Source organism: Streptomyces sp. NPDC104814 (assembly GCF_055583185.1).
Map to the genome: position 1 here is coordinate 673,459 of NZ_JBVJOL010000002.1, position 18,580 is coordinate 692,038.

Sequence of the window (18,580 nt, forward strand, 5' to 3'; positions counted from 1 at the left end):
TGAACGTGCGCCACTTGTCGACTTAGTGTCCTGTTCAGAAGACTCCAAGGAACGGACACACTGGTAACCCTAAACTTCAGGGTTAGGGTTCGGGTCGGCGATTCGGACCGTCCCATTCGGCATCAGTCGCCGGAGCGCGCCACAACGCGAGACGGCGACACGTAACTCGAGGCGAGAGGCCTTCGACGTGGCAGCACCGCAGAACTACCTCGCAGTCATCAAAGTCATCGGTGTCGGCGGCGGTGGTGTCAATGCCATCAACCGGATGATCGAGGTCGGTCTCAAGGGCGTCGAGTTCATCGCCATCAACACCGACGCGCAAGCTCTGTTGATGAGCGACGCCGACGTCAAGCTCGACGTCGGCCGTGAACTCACCCGGGGACTCGGCGCCGGAGCCAATCCGGCCGTCGGCCGCAAGGCCGCCGAGGATCACCGCGAGGAGATCGAGGAGGTCCTCAAGGGGGCCGACATGGTCTTCGTGACGGCCGGTGAAGGCGGCGGCACCGGCACCGGCGGCGCACCCGTCGTGGCCAACATCGCGCGCTCCCTGGGCGCCCTCACCATCGGCGTGGTCACACGCCCGTTCACCTTCGAGGGGCGGCGCCGCGCGAACCAGGCCGAGGACGGCATCGCCGAACTCCGCGAAGAGGTCGACACCCTCATCGTCATCCCCAACGACCGGCTGCTGTCCATCTCGGACCGCCAGGTCTCGGTCCTGGACGCCTTCAAGTCCGCCGACCAGGTCCTGCTCTCCGGTGTCCAGGGCATCACCGACCTCATCACCACCCCCGGCCTGATCAACCTCGACTTCGCCGACGTCAAGTCGGTCATGTCCGAGGCCGGTTCGGCGCTGATGGGCATCGGCTCGGCCCGCGGCGACGACCGCGCCGTGGCCGCGGCCGAGATGGCGATCTCCTCCCCGCTGCTGGAGGCGTCCATCGACGGCGCCCGCGGCGTGCTGCTGTCCATCTCCGGCGGCTCCGACCTCGGCCTGTTCGAGATCAACGAGGCCGCCCAGCTGGTCAGCGAGGCCGCCCACCCCGAGGCCAACATCATCTTCGGCGCCGTCATCGACGACGCCCTCGGCGACGAGGTCCGGGTCACCGTGATCGCGGCCGGCTTCGACGGCGGCCAGCCCCCGGCCAAGCGGGACAACGTCCTCGGCTCCTCCTCGGCCAAGCGCGAGGAGCCCGCCCCGGTACGGCAGCCCGAGAGCCGCCCGACCTTCGGCTCGCTCGGCAGCGTCAAGCCCAAGGAGGAGCCGGAGCCCGCTCCCGCTCCCGAGCCCGCGCCCGACATCCCGGTCGCCCCGCCCATCACCCCGGCGCCGCGCAGCTACTCGGACAGTGCGGCCGAGGAGCTGGACGTCCCGGACTTCCTGAAGTGATAGGACAGCGCGACACCGTGAGCGGCGCGCACTTCGCCTTCACCGACCGGTGGGGCGGGGTGAGCGCCGTTCCGTACGAGGAGCTCAACCTCGGCGGCGCGGTCGGCGACGACCCCGACGCCGTGACCACCAACCGCGAGCTGGCCGCGAAGTCCCTGGGACTGGACGCGGCGCGGGTGGTGTGGATGAACCAGGTGCACGGCGACGACGTCGCCGTGGTGGACGAGCCGTGGGGCGAGCGGCCCGTGCCGGAGGTCGACGCGATCGTCACCACCCGGCGCGGCCTCGCCCTCGCGGTGCTCACCGCCGACTGCACCCCCGTCCTGCTCGCCGACCCGGTCGCCGGGGTCGTCGCCGCGGCCCACGCCGGCCGGCCCGGCATGGTCGCCGGGGTCGTGCCCGCCGCGCTACGCGCGATGATGGACCTGGGCGCCGAACCGTCCCGGATCGTCGCCCGCACCGGACCCGCGGTCTGCGGCCGGTGCTACGAGGTGCCCGAGGAGATGCGCGCCGAGGTGGCCGCCGTCGAACCGGCGGCGTACGCCGAGACGAGCTGGGGCACACCGGCGCTCGATGTGAGCGCCGGCGTGCACGCGCAGCTCGAGCGGCTCGGGGTGCGCGACCGGGAGCAATCGCCGGTGTGCACGCGCGAGTCGCGTGACCACTTCTCGTACCGCCGCGACCGCGTCACCGGGCGGCTCGCGGGCTATGTGTGGCTGGACTGATGGGGCATGACGGACCGTAAGGACGAACTCGCCGGAAACCTGGCGAAGGTGGAGGAGCGCATCGCCGCCGCGTGCGCGGCGGCCGGGCGCCCGCGCGAGTCGGTGACGCTGATCGTGGTCACCAAGACCTATCCGGCGAGCGACGTGCGCATTCTCGCGGAGCTCGGGGTGCGCCATGTCGCCGAGAACCGCGACCAGGACGCGGCACCCAAGGCCGCCGCCTGCGCGGATCTGCCCCTGAAGTGGCACTTCGTCGGTCAGTTGCAGACCAACAAGGTGCGTTCCGTGGTCGGTTACGCCGATCTCGTGCAGTCCGTCGATCGCGCCCGGCTCGTCACGGCCCTGTCGAAGGAGGCCGTGCGGGCCGGGCGGGAGATCGGCTGTCTCCTCCAGGTCGCGCTCGACGCGGGCGCGAGCGGGAGAGGGGAGCGCGGGGGCGTGGCTCCCGGGGGAATCGAAGAGTTGGCCGGACTCGTCGCCGCCTCGCCGGGGCTGCGCCTCGACGGCCTGATGACCGTCGCTCCGCTCACCGGTGAGTACGCCGGCCGCCAACGCGAGGCGTTCGAGCGGTTGATGGATTTGTCGACCGACCTGCGCCGAGCCCATCCGGCTGCAACCATGGTCTCGGCAGGGATGAGTGCGGACCTCGAGGAGGCCGTGGCGGCCGGGGCGACACATGTGCGCGTCGGTACGGCGGTACTCGGAGTCCGCCCCAGGCTCGGGTAACGTCGCCAAGAAGTCGGACCACAGCAGAAAATATGGTCATTTCCGCTGGAAGGCGGGCAGAAGGACCACGTGGATCGCGGGCACTCGGCAGCGTCAGCCGATCCACCACAGAGCGGAGGACTCAGAGCATGGCCGGCGCGATGCGCAAGATGGCGGTCTACCTCGGCCTCGTGGAGGACGATGGGTACGACGGCCGGGGATTCGACCCCGACGACGACTTCGAGCCCGAGCTGGACCCGGAGCCCGAGCGCGATCACCGACGGCACGAGCCGTCCCACCAGTCGCACGGTGCACACCAGTCCCAAAGGGACGAAGAGGTGCGAATCGTCCAACCGCCCGCCCCGCGTGAGCCGGTGGCGCGCGCCGCTTCGCTCCCCGCGGAATCCAGCCGCCCGGCGCGCATCGCGCCCGTGTCATCCATCACACAAGAACGTCAGTCCCTGGAGAAGAACGCACCGGTGATCATGCCCAAGGTCGTGTCGGAACGAGAGCCGTACCGGATCACCACACTTCACCCGCGGACCTACAACGAGGCCCGTACCATCGGGGAACACTTCCGTGAGGGCACCCCGGTGATCATGAATCTGACTGAGATGGATGACACAGACGCGAAGCGACTTGTCGACTTTGCGGCCGGTCTGGTGTTTGGTCTTCACGGCAGCATCGAGCGGGTGACGCAGAAGGTGTTCCTGTTGTCGCCTGCTAACGTCGATGTCACGGCGGAGGACAAGGCCCGCATCGCAGAAGGCGGGTTCTTCAACCAGAGCTGAGACGCTTGACCGGAAACGCAGTACGAAACAGGGGAGAGGGAAGCACCAGCCATGAGCGTGTTCGCGCAGGTGATCTACATCGCGCTGATGGTGTTCCTCGTCGTGCTGATCTTCCGGTTGGTCATGGACTACGTGTTCCAGTTCGCCCGCTCGTGGCAACCCGGCAAGGCGATGGTGGTCGTCCTGGAGGCCACCTACACTGTCACCGATCCACCGCTGAAGCTTCTGCGGCGGTTCATTCCGCCGCTGCGTCTCGGGGGCGTGGCGCTCGACCTGTCCTTCTTCGTACTGATGATCATCGTCTACATCCTGATCTCCATCGTGGGCAGCTTCGCGAGGTGAATGTGGACGATACGGTCTTGCCGACTGCCGATGACTACGTTGAGGTGAAGAGATGCCGTTGACCCCCGAGGACGTGCGGAACAAGCAGTTCACGACCGTCCGCCTCCGAGAAGGCTATGACGAGGACGAGGTCGATGCCTTCCTCGACGAGGTCGAAGCCGAACTGACCCGCCTGCTCCGCGAGAACGAGGACCTGCGCGCCAAGCTGGCCGCCGCCACGCGCGCGGCCGCGCAGAACCAGCAGAACATGCGCAAGCCTCAGGAGCAGCAGGACCAGCAGCAGCAGCCGCCGCAGGGCATGCGAGGTCCCGGCCAGCCGGTGCCCGCCGGGATATCGGGCCCGCCGCAGCAGCAGATGGGTGGCCCCATGGGTGGCCCGCCCCAGCTGCCGAGCGGTGCCCCGCAGCTGCCGGCCGGTCCGGGCGGTCAGGGCCCGCAGGGTCCCGGCCAGATGGGTCCCGGTCCGATGGGCCAGGGTCCGATGCAGGGCCAGATGCAGGGCCAGATGGGCCCCGGCGGCCCGATGGGCGGCCCCATGGGCGGCCCCGGTCCGATGGGTCAGGGCCCCGGTGGCGACAGCGCCGCCCGAGTCCTGTCGCTGGCCCAGCAGACCGCCGACCAGGCGATCGCCGAGGCCCGTCAGGAGGCCAACAAGATCGTCGGTGAGGCGCGTTCGCGTGCCGAGGGTCTCGAGCGTGACGCCCGTGCCAAGGCCGACGCCCTGGAGCGGGACGCGCAGGAGAAGCACCGCGTCGCCATGGGCTCCCTGGAGTCCGCTCGCGCCACGCTGGAGCGCAAGGTCGAGGACCTGCGCGGCTTCGAGCGCGAGTACCGCACGCGGCTGAAGTCCTACCTGGAGTCGCAGCTGCGTCAGCTGGAGACCCAGGCGGACGACTCGCTGGCCCCGCCGCGCACCCCGGCGACCGCGTCGCTGCCGCCGTCCCCGGCGCCCTCCATGGCCCCGGCCGGCGCGAGCGCCCCGTCGTACGGCGGCAACCAGACGATGGGCGGCAACTCCGGTCCGTCCGCCCCGTCCTACGGCGGCCAGCAGCAGATGTCGCCGGCGATGACCCAGCCGATGGCGCCGGTCCGCCCGCAGGGCCCGTCCCCGATGGGCCAGGCGCCGTCGCCGATGCGCGGCTTCCTGATCGACGAGGACGACAACTGACAGGCCGCTGAGACGAGTACGACAACGGCGTCGGCAACGTCATAGGGCGGGCCCCTTGGACTTCGGTCCTGGGGGCCCGCCCTTTTTACGCGGGTTGAGTCGAGAACCCAGGGGCGCGAGGCTGAGTCGATGTGCGGCTCCGCCGCGCGGGGCGCACCGTGACTGAGCCCGGCCGAGCGCATGAAGAAGGGCCCGGCCTCCTGACCGGAGACCGGGCCCTTCTCACAACGACCGAGCTACACCTTCCGCAGCCGGAACGTGAGCGACAGCCCCTCGTCGGTGAACGGCTCACCGAAGCCGGCGTCGGCGTCCGCCTCGCCCTGGGCGAAGTCGGTCGCGAGAACCTCGTCCGCGATGAGACCGGTGTGGGCGGTGAGCGCCGAGATCGTCGCCGGGTCCGTGGCCGTCCACCGCAGCGCGATCCGGTCCGCGACGTCCAGTCCGCTGTTCTTGCGGGCCTCCTGGATCAGGCGGATCGCGTCACGGGCCAGGCCCGCCTGCCGCAGCTCCTCCGTGATCTCCAGGTCCAGCGCCACCGTGGCACCCGAGTCGGAGGCCACCGACCAGCCCTCACGCGGCGTCTCCGTGATGATCACCTCGTCCGGAGCGAGGTCGACCGTCTCGCCGTCGACCTCCACCGACGCCCTGCCCTCGCGCAGCGCCAGCGACAGCGCGGCCGCGTCGGCGTTCGCGACGGCCTTCGCCACGTCCTGCACCCGCTTGCCGAACCGCTTGCCCAACGCCCGGAAGTTGGCCTTCGCCGTGGTGTCGACGAGCGAGCCGCCGACCTCGGACAGCGAGGCCAGGGCGGAGACGTTCAGCTCCTCCGTGATCTGCGTGTGCAGCTCAGGGTCGAGGGTGTCGAAGCCCGCCGCGGCGATCAGCGCACGGGACAGCGGCTGACGCGTCTTCACGCCGGACTCCGCGCGGGTGGCGCGGCCCAGCTCCACCAGCCGGCGCACCAGCAGCATCTGCTGCGAAAGGCGCGGGTCGATCGCCGACAGGTCCGCCTCGGGCCAGCCGGACAGGTGCACGGACTCCGGCGCACCCGGGGTGACCGGGACGATCAGGTCCTGCCACACCCGCTCGGTGATGAACGGGGTGATCGGGGCCATCAGCTTGGTGACCGTCTCCAGCACCTCGTGCAGCGTGCGCAGCGCGGCCTTGTCGCCCTGCCAGAACCGGCGGCGCGAGCGGCGCACGTACCAGTTCGACAGGTCGTCGACGAACGCCGAGAGCAGCTTGCCGGCGCGCTGGGTGTCGTACGCCTCCAGGGCCTGGGTGACCTGGTCGGTGAGCGCGTGCAGCTCGCTGAGCAGCCAGCGGTCCAGCAGCGGGCGCTCGGCCGGGGCCGGGTCCGCCTCGCTCGGCGCCCAGCCGGACGTGCGGGCGTACAGGGCCTGGAAGGCGACCGTGTTCCAGTACGTGAGGAGCGTCTTGCGGACGACCTCCTGGATGGTGCCGTGGCCCACGCGGCGCGCCGCCCACGGGGAGCCGCCGGCCGCCATGAACCAGCGCACCGCGTCCGCGCCGTGCTGGTCCATGAGCGGGATGGGCTGCAGGATGTTGCCCAGGTGCTTGGACATCTTGCGGCCGTCCTCGGCGAGGATGTGGCCGAGGCACACGACGTTCTCGTACGAGGACTTGTCGAAGACGAGCGTGCCGACCGCCATCAGCGTGTAGAACCAGCCGCGGGTCTGGTCGATCGCCTCGGAGATGAACTGCGCCGGGTACCGGCTCTCGAACAGCTCCTTGTTCTTGTACGGGTAGCCCCACTGCGCGAACGGCATCGAACCCGAGTCGTACCAGGCGTCGATGACCTCCGGCACGCGCGTGGCCGTGTTCCCGCAGCCCTCGTGCGGGCAGGCGAAGGTCACGTCGTCGATGTACGGGCGGTGCGGGTCCAGCCCGGACTGGTCGGCGCCGGACAGCCGGCTCAGCTCCGCGCGGGAGCCGACGCAGGTGAGGTGGTCGTCCTCGCAGCGCCAGATCGGCAGCGGCGTGCCCCAGTAGCGGTTGCGGGAGAGCGCCCAGTCGATGTTGTTGTTCAGCCAGTCGCCGAAGCGGCCGTGCTTGACCGTCTCCGGGAACCAGTTGGTCTTCTCGTTCTCCGCGATCAGGCGGTCCTTGATCGCCGTGGTGCGGATGTACCAGGACGGCTGCGCGTAGTACAGCAGCGCGGTGTGGCAGCGCCAGCAGTGCGGGTAGCTGTGCTCGTACGGCAGGTGCTTGAAGAGCAGGCCGCGCGCGCCGAGGTCCTCGGTGAGCTTCTCGTCGGCCTTCTTGAAGAAGACGCCGCCGACCAGCGGGACGTCCTCCTCGAAGGTGCCGTCCGGGCGGACCGGGTTCACGACGGGCAGGCCGTAGGAGCGGCAGACCTTGAGGTCGTCCTCACCGAAGGCGGGGGACTGGTGGACCAGACCCGTACCGTCCTCGGTCGTCACGTACTCGGCGTTGACGACGTAGTGCGCCGGAGCGGGGAACTCGATCAGCTCGAACGGACGCTGGTAGGCCCAGCGCTCCATCTCGGCGCCGGTGAAGGACTGCCCCGTGGTCTCCCAGCCCTCGCCGAGCGCCTTGGCGAGCAGCGGCTCGGCGACGACGAGCTTCTCCTCGCCGTTCGTCGCGACGACGTAGGTGACCTCGGGGTGGGCGGCGACGGCCGTGTTGGACACCAGGGTCCACGGGGTCGTCGTCCACACCAGCAGCGCGGCCTCGCCGGCCAGCGGGCCGGAGGTCAGCGGGAAGCGGACGTACACGGACGGGTCGACGACCGTCTCGTAGCCCTGGGCCAGCTCGTGATCGGAGAGGCCGGTGCCGCAGCGCGGACACCAGGGGGCCACGCGGTGGTCCTGGACGAGGAGGCCCTTGTCGAAGATCTCCTTCAGCGACCACCAGACGGACTCCACGTACTCCGGGTCCATGGTCCGGTAGGCGTCGTCGAGGTCGACCCAGTAGCCCATGCGGGTCGTCAGCTCGGCGAAGGCGTCGGTGTGCCGGGTCACCGACTCGCGGCACTTGGCGTTGAACTCGGCGATGCCGTAGGCCTCGATGTCCTGCTTGCCGGAGAAGCCCAGCTCCTTCTCCACCGCCAGCTCGACCGGCAGGCCGTGGCAGTCCCAGCCGGCCTTGCGGGCCACGTGGTAGCCGCGCATGGTGCGGAAGCGGGGGAAGACGTCCTTGAAGACGCGCGCCTCGATGTGGTGCGCGCCGGGCATGCCGTTGGCGGTGGGCGGGCCCTCGTAGAACACCCATTCGGGGCGGCCCTCGGACCGCTCCAGGCTCTTGGCGAAGATCTTCTGATCGCGCCAGAAGTCGAGCACGGCGTGCTCGAGCGCGGGCAGGTCGACCTGAGCGGGCACCTGGCGGTACGTCGGCGCTGTCATCTGCGAGCTTCCTCCAACGGACTTTCTGCCTTCCGTCGGAGGGACGAGAGCCTTGTCGTGCCTTACGCCGTCGTCGGCGCGCTCCCGCGGTACCACCCTCCTTGGCCCTCCGGTGCGTCGTGTGCTCCGGTGAGCCCCCTCATTGGGGTCGCGAAGCCGGGTCTACTGGCCCCCAGGGGGTGTTCTTCCGGCGGCTCCGGGGTGATCTTCACGTCGCGCTCGCCCCCGGGCTCACACCGTCCCCGGGTCGCTCTGGGCTGCGTACGCCGCTACTCGTCCCCATCCACGCTTTTCGCTGCGCCCAGTGTACGGCGCCGCGCGGACGGCGGCCGACCGGTTTTCCCGGGGCCGCCCCTTTCGCGGGGGCCGGCGCAGCGGCACGGGGGCCGCCGAGGTGACCCGAATGGGCAGGTGCCGGGTGGCCGGATACCGGTACCTGCCGCTGGGCGGCATACCCGGCGGAGAGCTGGGCACAACGCAGGCAGACCTGCCGCGTGGGGGGCGCGGGGTGGGCGAATCGGGCGGCGTGCCCCGTTGCCGCGGGACTCAAGTCGATTTATCGTCCCAGCACGATTCGCGAGCAAGATCACAATATGTGAAGGGGCCGCGGCCATGGTGGCGAAAAAGACCGCCGTACAGCAGTCGGCGTCCCGCGGGCCCACACAGGCCCCCGGGGGTGCGGCCAAGGACGTGAGCGGGCGGAAGACGGTCGCGGGCACCGCCCGCGCGGGGAAAGCGGCCACGGGCGCGGCGGGCGCGGGAAAGGCGGCCGCGAAGGAGACCGCTGCCGAGCGCCCGGGCGCCGGGGCGAAGACGCCCGCGAAGAAGGCGTCCCCGGCGAAGACGACGGCACCGGGGAGGTCTGCCGCGCGCTCCGCCGGGGCAGAGAAGACGACGGCTAAGACGGCGACGGCTAAGACGGCGACCAAGAAGACGATCACGAGCAAGAAGGCGACGGCGACGAAGACGGCGGCGGCGACGAAGACGGCGGCCAAGAAGACGACCACGAGCAAGAAGGCGACGACGACGAAGACGGCGGCGGCGACGAAGACGGCGGCGGCCAAGAAGTCGGCAGCCAAGAAGACCGCTGCGGAGAAGGTGCCGGCGGCGGTGCAGGAGACGGCGGCGGGTGACAAGGCGGCGTCGAAGAAGGCGGCCGACGGCAAGAGCGCGGGGAAGAAGACCACGACGAGGGCGACGGCGGCGAAGGCGGCCGGGAAGACCGCGGCGGGAAAGGCGACGGCGGAAAGGGCACCGGCAGGCAAGGCACAGGCGGACAGGGCACAGGCGGACAGGGCCCCGGCGGGCAGCGCGACGGCGAAGAAGACCGCGGCGGTGGACGAGGGCCTCGGGAAGGGCGCCGCCAAGGCAGCCCCGCCCAGGAAGGCCGTGGCGAAGAAGACCGCCGCGGACAAGTCCGGCGCCGGAACGGCCACGGCCGGGAAGACCCCGGTCACGAAGACCGCGGCCGGATCGGCAGCCACCGCGGAGGCCGCGGGCAAGCCGGCCCGGTCCCGGGCCGGGGCGCACGCCGGCGCCGGCGAGGGCACGACCCGCGACGCGTCCGGCACGACCCGCGACGCGTCCGGCGGGACCGGCACCCCCCGCGGCGTGACCGGCACGACCCGTGCGCAGAGCACGGGCAGGAACACGACCCGTAAGAAGAGCACGACCAAGAAGGCGGGCGCGGCTGAGGCCGCGGAGCAGACGGGAGCCACGACAGTGGTTGCGAAGAAGACTCCTGGCACGGCCACGGCGGCCACGACCGCCGTTCCCAAGGCACGCGTCGCCGCGGCGGAACCGGGCGACCTGGCGGTGCGCCCCGGCGAGGACCCCTGGACCCCTCAGGAGGTCGAGGAGGCCCGCTCGGAGCTGCAGGCCGAGATGGACCGGCTGCGCGCGGAGCTGGACTCCTCGGAGAAGTCCCTGGCCGGGCTCATGCGGGACTCGGGGGACGGCGCCGGTGACGACCAGGCGGACACCGGCACCAAGAACATCACCCGCGAGCACGAGCTGGCGCTCGCCGCCAACGCGCGCGAGATGCTCACGCAGATCGAGCACGCCATGGAACGGCTCGACGCGGGCACCTACGGCCTGTGCGAGAACTGCGGCAAGCCGATCGGCAAGGCCCGTATGCAGGCGTTCCCGCGCGCCACCCTGTGCGTGGAGTGCAAGCAGAAGCAGGAGCGCAGGTACTGATGGGTATCGGGGCGCCGATGGGCGTGCCGTACCCTCGTCCTCAGTCAGGTACCTAGGTTGAGGGACTCACGTGGCAGAGGCGGAGCGCATCATCGGTACGCCGGAGACTCCTGAGGCGCCGGGATCCGAACCGGACCAGTCGTCCGGTTCGGACGGGCGGGTCGGCGCTGCCGCGCGGCCCAGGGGCAGGCGGCGGATCGCCGTGCTGTTCGCGGTCGCCGCCTTCGCCTACCTCCTCGACCTGGGCAGCAAGCTGCTCGTGGTCGCCAGGCTGGAGCACCACGCGCCGATCGAGCTCGTCGGTGACTGGCTGAAGCTGGACGCGATCCGCAACGCCGGCGCCGCGTTCGGTTTCGGTGAGGCCTTCACCGTGATCTTCACGGTGATCGCGGCGGCCGTGATCGTCGTCATCGCGCGGCTCGCGCGCAAGCTGTACAGCCTGCCCTGGGCGATCGCGCTGGGCCTGCTGCTGGGCGGCGCGCTCGGCAACCTCACCGACCGGATCTTCCGCGCGCCGGGCGTGTTCGAGGGCGCGGTCGTGGACTTCATCGCGCCCAAGCACTTCGCCGTGTTCAACCTCGCCGACTCGGCGATCGTGTGCGGCGGCATCCTGATCGTGCTGCTCTCCTTCAAGGGGCTCGACCCGGACGGCACCGTCCACAAGGACTGAGCGCGCCGGGGGCCGTCCACAGGCGCCGGTCGGCGCTGTCGGACCCGTCCGGCATACTCGACGGGTGAGCACGATTCCCGAGATCCGTACCCTGCCCGTGCCCGACGGCCTGGAGGGCGAGCGCGTCGACGCCGCCATCTCCCGCATGTTCGGCTTCTCCCGCACCAAGGCGGCCGAGCTGGCCGCGGCCGGGAAGGTCACGGTCGACGGGGCGGTGGTCGGCAAGTCGGAGCGGGTGCACGGCGGGGCCTGGCTCGAGGTCGAGATGCCACAGGCGCCCGCGCCGGTGCAGGTCGTCGCCGAGCCGGTCGAGGGCATGGAGATCGTGCACGACGACGACGACGTGGTCGTGATCGTCAAGCCGGTCGGCGTCGCCGCCCACCCCAGCCCCGGCTGGAGCGGCCCCACGGTGATCGGCGGGCTCGCCGCGGCCGGCTACCGGATCTCCACCTCCGGCGCCGCCGAGCGCCAGGGCATCGTGCACCGCCTGGACGTCGGCACGTCGGGCCTGATGGTGGTCGCCAAGTCCGAGTACGCGTACACCTCGCTCAAGCGCCAGTTCAAGGAGCGCACGGTCGACAAGCGCTACCACACGCTCGTCCAGGGCCACCCGGACCCGACCAGCGGCACCATCGACGCGCCCATCGGCCGCCACCCCAACCACGACTACAAGTGGGCCGTGACCGCCGAGGGCAAGCCCTCCGTCACGCACTACGACCTCATCGAGGCGTTCCGCGCGGCTTCCCTGCTGGACGTGAAGCTGGAGACGGGCCGCACCCACCAGATCCGCGTGCACATGGCCGCCCACCGCCACCCCTGCGTCGGCGACCTGACCTACGGCGCCGACCCGACCCTCGCCAAGCGGCTGGGCATCACCCGCCAGTGGCTGCACGCCGTACGGCTCGGCTTCGAGCACCCGGGCAGCGGCGAGTGGGTGGAGTTCTCCTGCGACTACCCCGAGGACCTGCAGCGGGCCCTGGACCAGGTCCGTGAGGAGACCTACGCATGAGCGCGCAGGCGTACGACGTCCGGGTCGCCGAGGACCCCGCCGACCGGGAGACCTGCTTCGCGGTGCGCAAGGAGGTCTTCGTCCACGAGCAGGGCGTGCCGGAGGACATCGAGTACGACGCCTACGACGCCGACGCCGTGCACGTCCTCGCGGTCCGCGCGGACGGAGTGCCGCTCGGCACCGGACGTCTGCTGTTCGGCGAGGCCGCCGCCGCCAAGAACGGCGGGGACCCGGCGGTCGGCTCCCTCGGCCGGCTCGCCGTGAACCGGGCGGCCCGCGGGCTCGGTGTCGGCGCGGCGCTGGTCCGCGCCATCGAGGAGGCGGCCCGCACGCGTGGTCTCACTGCCGTCGACCTGCACGCGCAGACGCGCGCGCTGGGTTTCTACGAGCGCCTCGGCTACGAGGTGTACGGCCCGGAGTTCCCGGACGCGGGCATCCCGCACCGGGCCATGCGCCGCGTGCTCTGAAGCGGCGGGCGCACTCGACGACCGCCGGGGTACTCCGTGTGCTGAGGGCGACAAAAGCGGCAGGCGTGGCAGGCTGGACGTCTGGGCGCTCTTGATCGTCCGACCCCGTAGTCCCGTCGTCTCGTCTCCGGAGCGCTGACCGTGGATCAGTTGGCCCTGTTGTTCGTGCTGTTGCTCGGGGCCGTGATCAGCGTGCCGGTCGGGGACCGGTGGGGGCTGCCGGCGCCGGTGCTGATGACGATCCTCGGTGTGGTCCTCGCCGTACTGGACTTCGTGCCGAATGTCGACATCCCGCCCGGGCTGATCCTGCCCACACTGCTGCCCCCACTGCTGTACGCGGCCGTACGGCGGACGTCCTGGCGGCAGTTCGCGGCCAACAGACGGCCCATCTTCCTGCTCGCGGTCGCGCTGGTGTTCGTCACCACGCTGTGCGTGGCCACCGTCGCCCACTCCATCGTGCCGGGGCTGCCGATCGCCGCCGCGGTCGCGCTGGGGGCGCTGGTCGCGCCGCCCGACCCGGTCGCGGCGACCGCTGTCGCCGGTCAGCTCGGGCTGCCGCGCCGTCTGGTGTCGATCCTGGAGGGCGAGGGCCTGTTCAACGACGTGACGGCCATCGTGCTCTACCACGTCGCCATCGCCGCCGCCGTCAGCGGAACCTTCTCCCCGTGGCGGGCCGGCCTGGACTTCCTGCTCTCCGCCGTCGTCGCGATCGCCATCGGCCTGGGACTCGGCTGGGGCGCCAACAAGCTGATGGACCTGCTCGGCGACGCCACCCTGCAGATCGGGCTGACCCTGCTGGTGCCGTACGCCTCCTATGTGCTCGCCGAGGAACTGCACGGGTCGGGAGTGCTGGCCGTGCTGATGACGGCCCTCTTCCTCGCGGAGTACGCGACGGACCCCGACGACGTGATGACCCGGCTCGCCGGGCACACCTTCTGGGACATCGTCGACACCCTCGTCACCGGCGTAGCCTTCGGGCTGATCGGCCTGGAGCTGCACAACGCGATCCGCACCGCGGCCGGGCGCTGGGGCGAGATGCTCGGCTGGGCCGGGGCGATCGTCGGCGTGGTGATCCTCGTCCGGCTGGCGTGGCTGCTGCCCGCGACCTGGCTGACCAAGCGGCTGCACGCCAAGCGCGACTACGACGAGGACATCCCGATGAGCTGGCGGGAGACCGTCGTCATGTGGTGGTCCGGGATGCGCGGCGTGGCCTCCGTGGCGCTGGCGCTGGCGGTGCCGCTGAAGACGGAGAACGGAGGGCCCTTCCCGGACCGCGACGAGATCGTGTTCATCGCCTTCGGCGTGATCATGGCGACGCTGGTCGTGCAGGGGCTGACCCTGCCGTGGCTGGTCAAGCGGCTCGGTGTGCGGGCCGACACCGAGCGTGAGAAGGATTTCGAGAAGGAGCTGGCCGTCCGCGCGGCCAAGGCGGCCAAGCGGCGGCTGCGGGAGATCGAGACGGTGGAGGAGCTGCCGGAGGAGCTGTCCGAGCAGATGCTGCGGCGGGCCTTCGAGATCGGGGTGCGGATCAGCCCGGACATCGGCGAGGAGGAGCGGCGCGAGGCGCACGAGCAGCGGGTACGGCGGCTGAAGCGGGTCCGCAGGATCCAGCAGGAGATGCTGAGCGCGGCGCGGCACGAGGTGCTGGCGGCGCGCAGCGAGCCGGGGGCGGACCCGGAGATCGTCGACCGGGTGCTGCGGCACCTGGACGTACGTTCACTTCGCTGACACACCCTCAAGGGCGCCGGTGCCTATGATCGGATCATGACTCGCAACGTCGTGATCAGTGGTGGAGGAACGGGGATCGGACTCGCCGCGGCGCGGGTGTTCGCCGCGGACGGGGACCGGGTGCTGCTCCTCGGACGCCGGGCCGAGGTGCTCGAGAAGGCCGGGGCCGGGGTGCCGGGGGCGCTGACGTTCGCGGCCGATCTCGGCGAGCCGGCCGAGGTGCGGCGGGTGGAGCGGTTCGTCGCGGGTGAGTTCGGCACGGTGGACGTGCTGATCCACAGTGCGGGCGGGGCCGGCTATCTGGAGCCGGCGAGTGAGAGCGAGGATCCGCTGGAGCGGGTCGCCTACGACTGGAACCTGAACTTCCGGCAGAACACGCTCACCGCGGCCCTGCTCACCGAGGCGCTGAAGAACCGGCTCGCCGATCCCGGCGGCCGGGTGCTCTTCCTCAGCTCCATCGCCGCCTACCGGGGCTCCGGCAGCGGGGCGTACGCGGCGGCCAAGGCCGCGCTGCACCCGTACGCCCATGACCTGGCCCGGCAGCTCGGGCCGCGCGGCGTGACCGTGAACGTCGTCGCGCCCGGGTACATCGAGGACACCGAGTTCTTCGGGGACACGATGACCGAGGAGCGGCGGGAGCTGCGGATCTCCGAGACGTCCAACGGGCGCGCGGGGACGCCGGGGGATGTGGCGGCCACGCTGCACTGGCTGGCTTCGGCGGGGGCGGCGCATGTGACTTCGCAGATCGTGCAGGTCAATGGCGGGGCCGAGCGCGGTCACTAGAGCCTGCGGCGCCGGGTTGTGTTTTCGGGTGCGGGGGGGGTGGGGGTTCTCGCGCCGTTCCCCGCGCCCCTTTTTTTGCCTGCGGCGGCCCGTTGCTGTCTCGTCGTGGCGTGCGTTGCGCCTGCGGGCGGTGGGTGAGTCGGGGGCCGGGGTGGGGGGTGTCCGTCCTCGGTCCGGCCGGCCGTTTCCGACGCGGTTGGCGGAAGACGGTGCCGGATGCTGCGGGCGGACACCCCCCACCCCGGCCCCTTCCCGCCCTGCGCGGGTGCGGGTCTCCTCAGGTGCGGCCGGGGCCCGAGCGGGAGGTCGTTTCGTAGGCGCGGTGGGCTGCGCCGTCCTGGGAGGTGCGGGCCGGTGGTATGCCGGGCGGGCGTACCGCGTCCGCCGTGTTGACGCGGGGAAGGGCGTAGGGGTGGTGGTCGCAGAGCCAGGCGATCATCTGCTCGCGGACGGTGACCCGGACCGTGAAGATGTCGTCGGCGTCCTTGGCCGTGACCAGGGCCCGTACCTGGAGGGTGTTGGGCGTGGAGTCGGTGACGACCAGGCTGTAGTCGCGGCCGTCCCAGGCCGGGCACTCGCGCAGGATGTCCCTTAGTTTCTCGCGCATCGCCTCGACCGGTGCCGAGTGGTCGAGGTGCCAGAAGACGGTGCCGGTCATCTGCGGGGTGCCGCGCGACCAGTTCTCGAACGGCTTGGACGTGAAGTACGACACCGGCATGGTGATCCGGCGTTCGTCCCAGGTCCGCACCGTCAGGAAGGTCAGGGTGATCTCCTCCACGGTGCCCCACTCGCCGTCGACCACGACGGTGTCCCCGATGCGCACCATGTCGCCGAAGGCGATCTGGAAGCCGGCGAACATGTTGCTCAGCGTGGACTGGGCGGCCACACCGGCGACCACGCCGATGATGCCGGCGGAGGCCAGCAGCGAGGCGCCGGCCGCACGCATCTCGGGGAAGGTCAGCAGCATCGCGGAGGCCGCCACCACCCCGACGAGCGCGGACACCACCCGCATGATCAGCGTCACCTGGGTGCGCACCCGGCGGACCCGGGCGGGGTCGCGGTGCATCCGGGCGCTGGCGTAGCGGGTGTAGGAGGTCTCGACGACCGCGGCGGCGATGCGGATCACCAGCCAGGCGGTGGAGCCGATCAGCACCAGGGTCAGGGTCTGCCCGACGCCCACCCGGTGGTGGGGCAGCACTCCTGCCTGGATGTAGGACCCTCTGAGCAGGGCCGCGCAGAGCACCACCTGGTAGGGAATGCGGGCGCGGCGCAGCAGGCCCCACAGCGGCGTGTGCGGGTTGCGGGCGTCGGCTTTCTGCAGCAGCCGGTCCGTGGCCCAGCCGATGGCCAGGGTGAGGACGACTGAGCCGCCGATGACGATCAGCGGGCGGAGTACGTCTTCCATGCCTCCGAACGTAACCGGCCCCGGCCGCTCATGAACATGTGAGTTCCGGGCCTGTGTGGGTACGGCACCATGGGTTCATGAACATCATGCTCTTTCACTCGACCTACGGCCTGCGCCCCGCGGTGCGCGAGGCCGCGGACCGGCTGCGGGAAGCCGGACACGAGGTGTGGACCCCGGACCTCTTCGAGGGGCGCACCTTCGACACGGTCGAGGAGGGCATGGCGTACAAGGAGGAGATCGGCAAGGACGAGCTGCTCAAGCGGGCCGTCCTGGCCGCCGCGCCCTACTCGGAGCGGGGCCTGGTGTACGCCGGTTTCTCGCTGGGCGCGTCCATCGCGCAGACCCTTGCGCTCGGGGACGGCAAGGCGCGGGCGCTGCTGCTGTTGCACGGCACGTCGGACATCGCGCCGAACGCCCAGGTGGACGACCTTCCGGTGCAGCTGCACGTGGCGGAGCCGGACCCGTTCGAGACGGACGACTGGCTCAACGCCTGGTATCTGCAGATGGGCCGCGCCGGCGCCGACGTGGAGGTCTACCGGTACGCCGGGGCCGGCCACCTCTACACCGACCCCGGTCTGCCGGACCACGACGCCGAGGCGGCCGAGGCCACCTGGCGGGTGGCGCTCGGCTTCCTCGACAGTCTGTAGGTCAGGCTCAGCCGGCGGCGCGGTAGGCCGCCCAGCTCTGCTGCATGCGCGTCACCTGGCCGGCGGTGAACTGGTACATGCACGCGTCGTACGTGTAGTCCATGAAGTTGTGGATCGGGTCGGCGCCCGGCTTGCTGGTGCAGGTGTCCCGGCCGGTCGGGCACTGGTACGCGGCGCTCTTCTCGGCCGGGGTGTCGTCGACGTAGTCGCCGTTGCCGGTGCAGCCGCCCTGGAACGTGTGGTACAGGCCCATCCAGTGGCCGACCTCGTGGGTCGCGGTGTCGCCCTGGTTGTAGTTGGTGGCGGAGCCGCCCGGCAGCGAGGCGTCCAGGATGACCACGCCGTCCATGGACGGGCTGGACTTGTAGGAGCTGGGGAAGGTGGCCCAGCCGAGCAGTCCGCCGCCGAGGTTGGCGGTGTAGATGTTGAGCGCGTTCGCGCCGCCCTTGCGCAGGGCGGTCTTCATCGCCTTCTCCTCGGCCGAGCCGTCGGTCAGGTTGTACCAGGCGGCGTTGTCCGTGTAGTCGGTGCCGGCCAGCGTGAACTGGTAGCCCGTGTTGTTGTTGCCGGTGCCCTGGCCGGCGTACGCGGCGTTCAGCACGCTCATCTGGCCGCTGATGTCCGCGGCGCTCAGGTTGCCGGCGGCGCCGTCGTGGATGACGTGGAAGTACACCGGGATGGTGGCGGAGGCGGCCGCCAGCGAGCTGCGTCCGCTCACGCGCAGCTGGTCGAGCTTCTTGTGCAGGTCGGCGTCCATGGCCTTGGCCTTGGCGTCGGTGACCTCGTTGGGCTCGGCGATGTGCTGGCCGGCGGCGGGGCGGGCCTCACGGGCGGCGGCGTTGCCGCTGCCGGCGCAGGCGGTGGCCGCCGGGGCGGCCGCGGCGACGGTGGTGGGGGCCGACAGCGGGGAGAGCAGCAGGGTTCCGGCCACGGCGGCGGTGCCGAGCAGGCGTCTGCGCGTGGAGGGGGATATCCGGGCGAGCGCACGCATGGTGTCTCCTGATGGAGGCGGTGGGGTGTGCGACGCAGGGGGGTTTTCCTGTGTCGTGGCCCGGAGATTACGTGCACATGACTAAGCGGGAAGAGCAGTGATCAAGCCACATCGGCTCATAGGGATTCCCCTGTGCCGGGGCGGGTGGTGTGTCCGGATTCGACTGCGGATCGCACC

Annotated in this window: 16 protein-coding genes; 13 read left to right on the forward strand and 3 right to left on the reverse strand. The window is 71.0% G+C overall.

All coding sequences use genetic code 11. The annotated features are described in order from the left end of the window. Positions 1–187: 187 nt before the first annotated feature. The 6 genes from ftsZ to ACZ64A_RS11620 all read left to right on the forward strand — a co-directional run bounded on the left by ftsZ (position 188) and on the right by ACZ64A_RS11620 (position 5,118). Positions 188–1,387 carry a cell division protein FtsZ gene (gene ftsZ, locus ACZ64A_RS11595; protein ID WP_469809798.1) on the forward strand — a complete coding sequence of 400 codons (1,200 nt, stop codon included), beginning with the start codon at positions 188–190 and terminating at the stop codon, positions 1,385–1,387. Then, complete coding sequence (gene pgeF / locus ACZ64A_RS11600) at positions 1,384–2,112, forward strand: peptidoglycan editing factor PgeF (protein WP_469809799.1); 729 nt, start codon at positions 1,384–1,386, stop codon at positions 2,110–2,112. Before ftsZ ends, pgeF begins: the two co-directional genes overlap by 4 nt. 6 nt (positions 2,113–2,118) lie before the next feature. Further along, a complete protein-coding gene (locus ACZ64A_RS11605) occupies positions 2,119–2,838 on the forward strand; it encodes a YggS family pyridoxal phosphate-dependent enzyme (RefSeq protein WP_469809800.1) in 720 nt (239 codons plus the stop codon). Positions 2,839–2,966: 128 nt separating this feature from the next. Then, on the forward strand, positions 2,967–3,608 hold the full coding sequence (locus ACZ64A_RS11610; RefSeq protein ID WP_103782991.1) for a cell division protein SepF: 642 nt from the start codon (positions 2,967–2,969) through the stop codon (positions 3,606–3,608). 51 nt (positions 3,609–3,659) lie between these two features. Beyond that, the gene (locus ACZ64A_RS11615) at positions 3,660–3,950 is read left to right on the forward strand and encodes a YggT family protein (protein ID WP_363267186.1); all 291 of its coding nucleotides are present in this window, start codon (positions 3,660–3,662) and stop codon (positions 3,948–3,950) included. 52 nt (positions 3,951–4,002) lie between these two features. Beyond that, positions 4,003–5,118: a DivIVA domain-containing protein gene (locus ACZ64A_RS11620; protein WP_469809801.1), complete on the forward strand. Its 1,116-nt coding sequence runs from the start codon at positions 4,003–4,005 to the stop codon at positions 5,116–5,118. A gap of 236 nt (positions 5,119–5,354) precedes the next feature. Here the strand turns inward: ACZ64A_RS11620 and ileS are convergent, their stop codons facing one another. Next, positions 5,355–8,504, reverse strand: coding sequence for an isoleucine--tRNA ligase (gene ileS / locus ACZ64A_RS11625; RefSeq protein ID WP_469809802.1), 3,150 nt, complete (start codon positions 8,502–8,504; stop codon positions 5,355–5,357). A gap of 936 nt (positions 8,505–9,440) precedes the next feature. Here ileS and ACZ64A_RS11630 point away from each other — a divergent pair. From ACZ64A_RS11630 to ACZ64A_RS11655, 6 genes are all read left to right on the forward strand, one after another. Beyond that, positions 9,441–10,703, forward strand: coding sequence for a TraR/DksA family transcriptional regulator (locus ACZ64A_RS11630; RefSeq protein WP_469810178.1), 1,263 nt, complete (start codon positions 9,441–9,443; stop codon positions 10,701–10,703). Positions 10,704–10,773: 70 nt separating this feature from the next. After that, positions 10,774–11,373 (forward strand): signal peptidase II, encoded by a 600-nt coding sequence (gene lspA / locus ACZ64A_RS11635; protein WP_469809803.1) that lies wholly within the window; start codon positions 10,774–10,776, stop codon positions 11,371–11,373. 64 nt (positions 11,374–11,437) lie between these two features. Further along, on the forward strand, positions 11,438–12,382 hold the full coding sequence (locus tag ACZ64A_RS11640) for an RluA family pseudouridine synthase (protein WP_469809804.1): 945 nt from the start codon (positions 11,438–11,440) through the stop codon (positions 12,380–12,382). Next, positions 12,379–12,849, forward strand: coding sequence for a GNAT family N-acetyltransferase (locus ACZ64A_RS11645; protein ID WP_469809805.1), 471 nt, complete (start codon positions 12,379–12,381; stop codon positions 12,847–12,849). Before ACZ64A_RS11640 ends, ACZ64A_RS11645 begins: the two co-directional genes overlap by 4 nt. Positions 12,850–12,990: 141 nt before the next feature. Next, a complete protein-coding gene (locus ACZ64A_RS11650; RefSeq protein WP_469809806.1) occupies positions 12,991–14,577 on the forward strand; it encodes a Na+/H+ antiporter in 1,587 nt (528 codons plus the stop codon). A 36-nt stretch (positions 14,578–14,613) separates the two neighbouring features. Beyond that, entirely contained in the window at positions 14,614–15,360 is a 747-nt protein-coding gene (locus ACZ64A_RS11655; RefSeq protein ID WP_469809807.1) for an SDR family NAD(P)-dependent oxidoreductase, read from the forward strand. Between the two features lie 277 nt (positions 15,361–15,637). Here the strand turns inward: ACZ64A_RS11655 and ACZ64A_RS11660 are convergent, their stop codons facing one another. Continuing rightward, positions 15,638–16,765, reverse strand: a complete 1,128-nt coding sequence (locus ACZ64A_RS11660; RefSeq protein WP_469809809.1) for a mechanosensitive ion channel family protein — start codon at positions 16,763–16,765, stop codon at positions 15,638–15,640. Positions 16,766–16,842: 77 nt separating this feature from the next. Here ACZ64A_RS11660 and ACZ64A_RS11665 point away from each other — a divergent pair, with 77 nt between their 5' ends. Beyond that, complete coding sequence (locus tag ACZ64A_RS11665) at positions 16,843–17,412, forward strand: dienelactone hydrolase family protein (protein ID WP_469809810.1); 570 nt, start codon at positions 16,843–16,845, stop codon at positions 17,410–17,412. Positions 17,413–17,419: 7 nt separating this feature from the next. Here ACZ64A_RS11665 and ACZ64A_RS11670 read toward each other — a convergent pair whose 3' ends face one another. Next, entirely contained in the window at positions 17,420–18,403 is a 984-nt protein-coding gene (locus ACZ64A_RS11670; RefSeq protein WP_469809811.1) for a zinc metalloprotease, read from the reverse strand. Positions 18,404–18,580 lie beyond the last annotated feature (177 nt).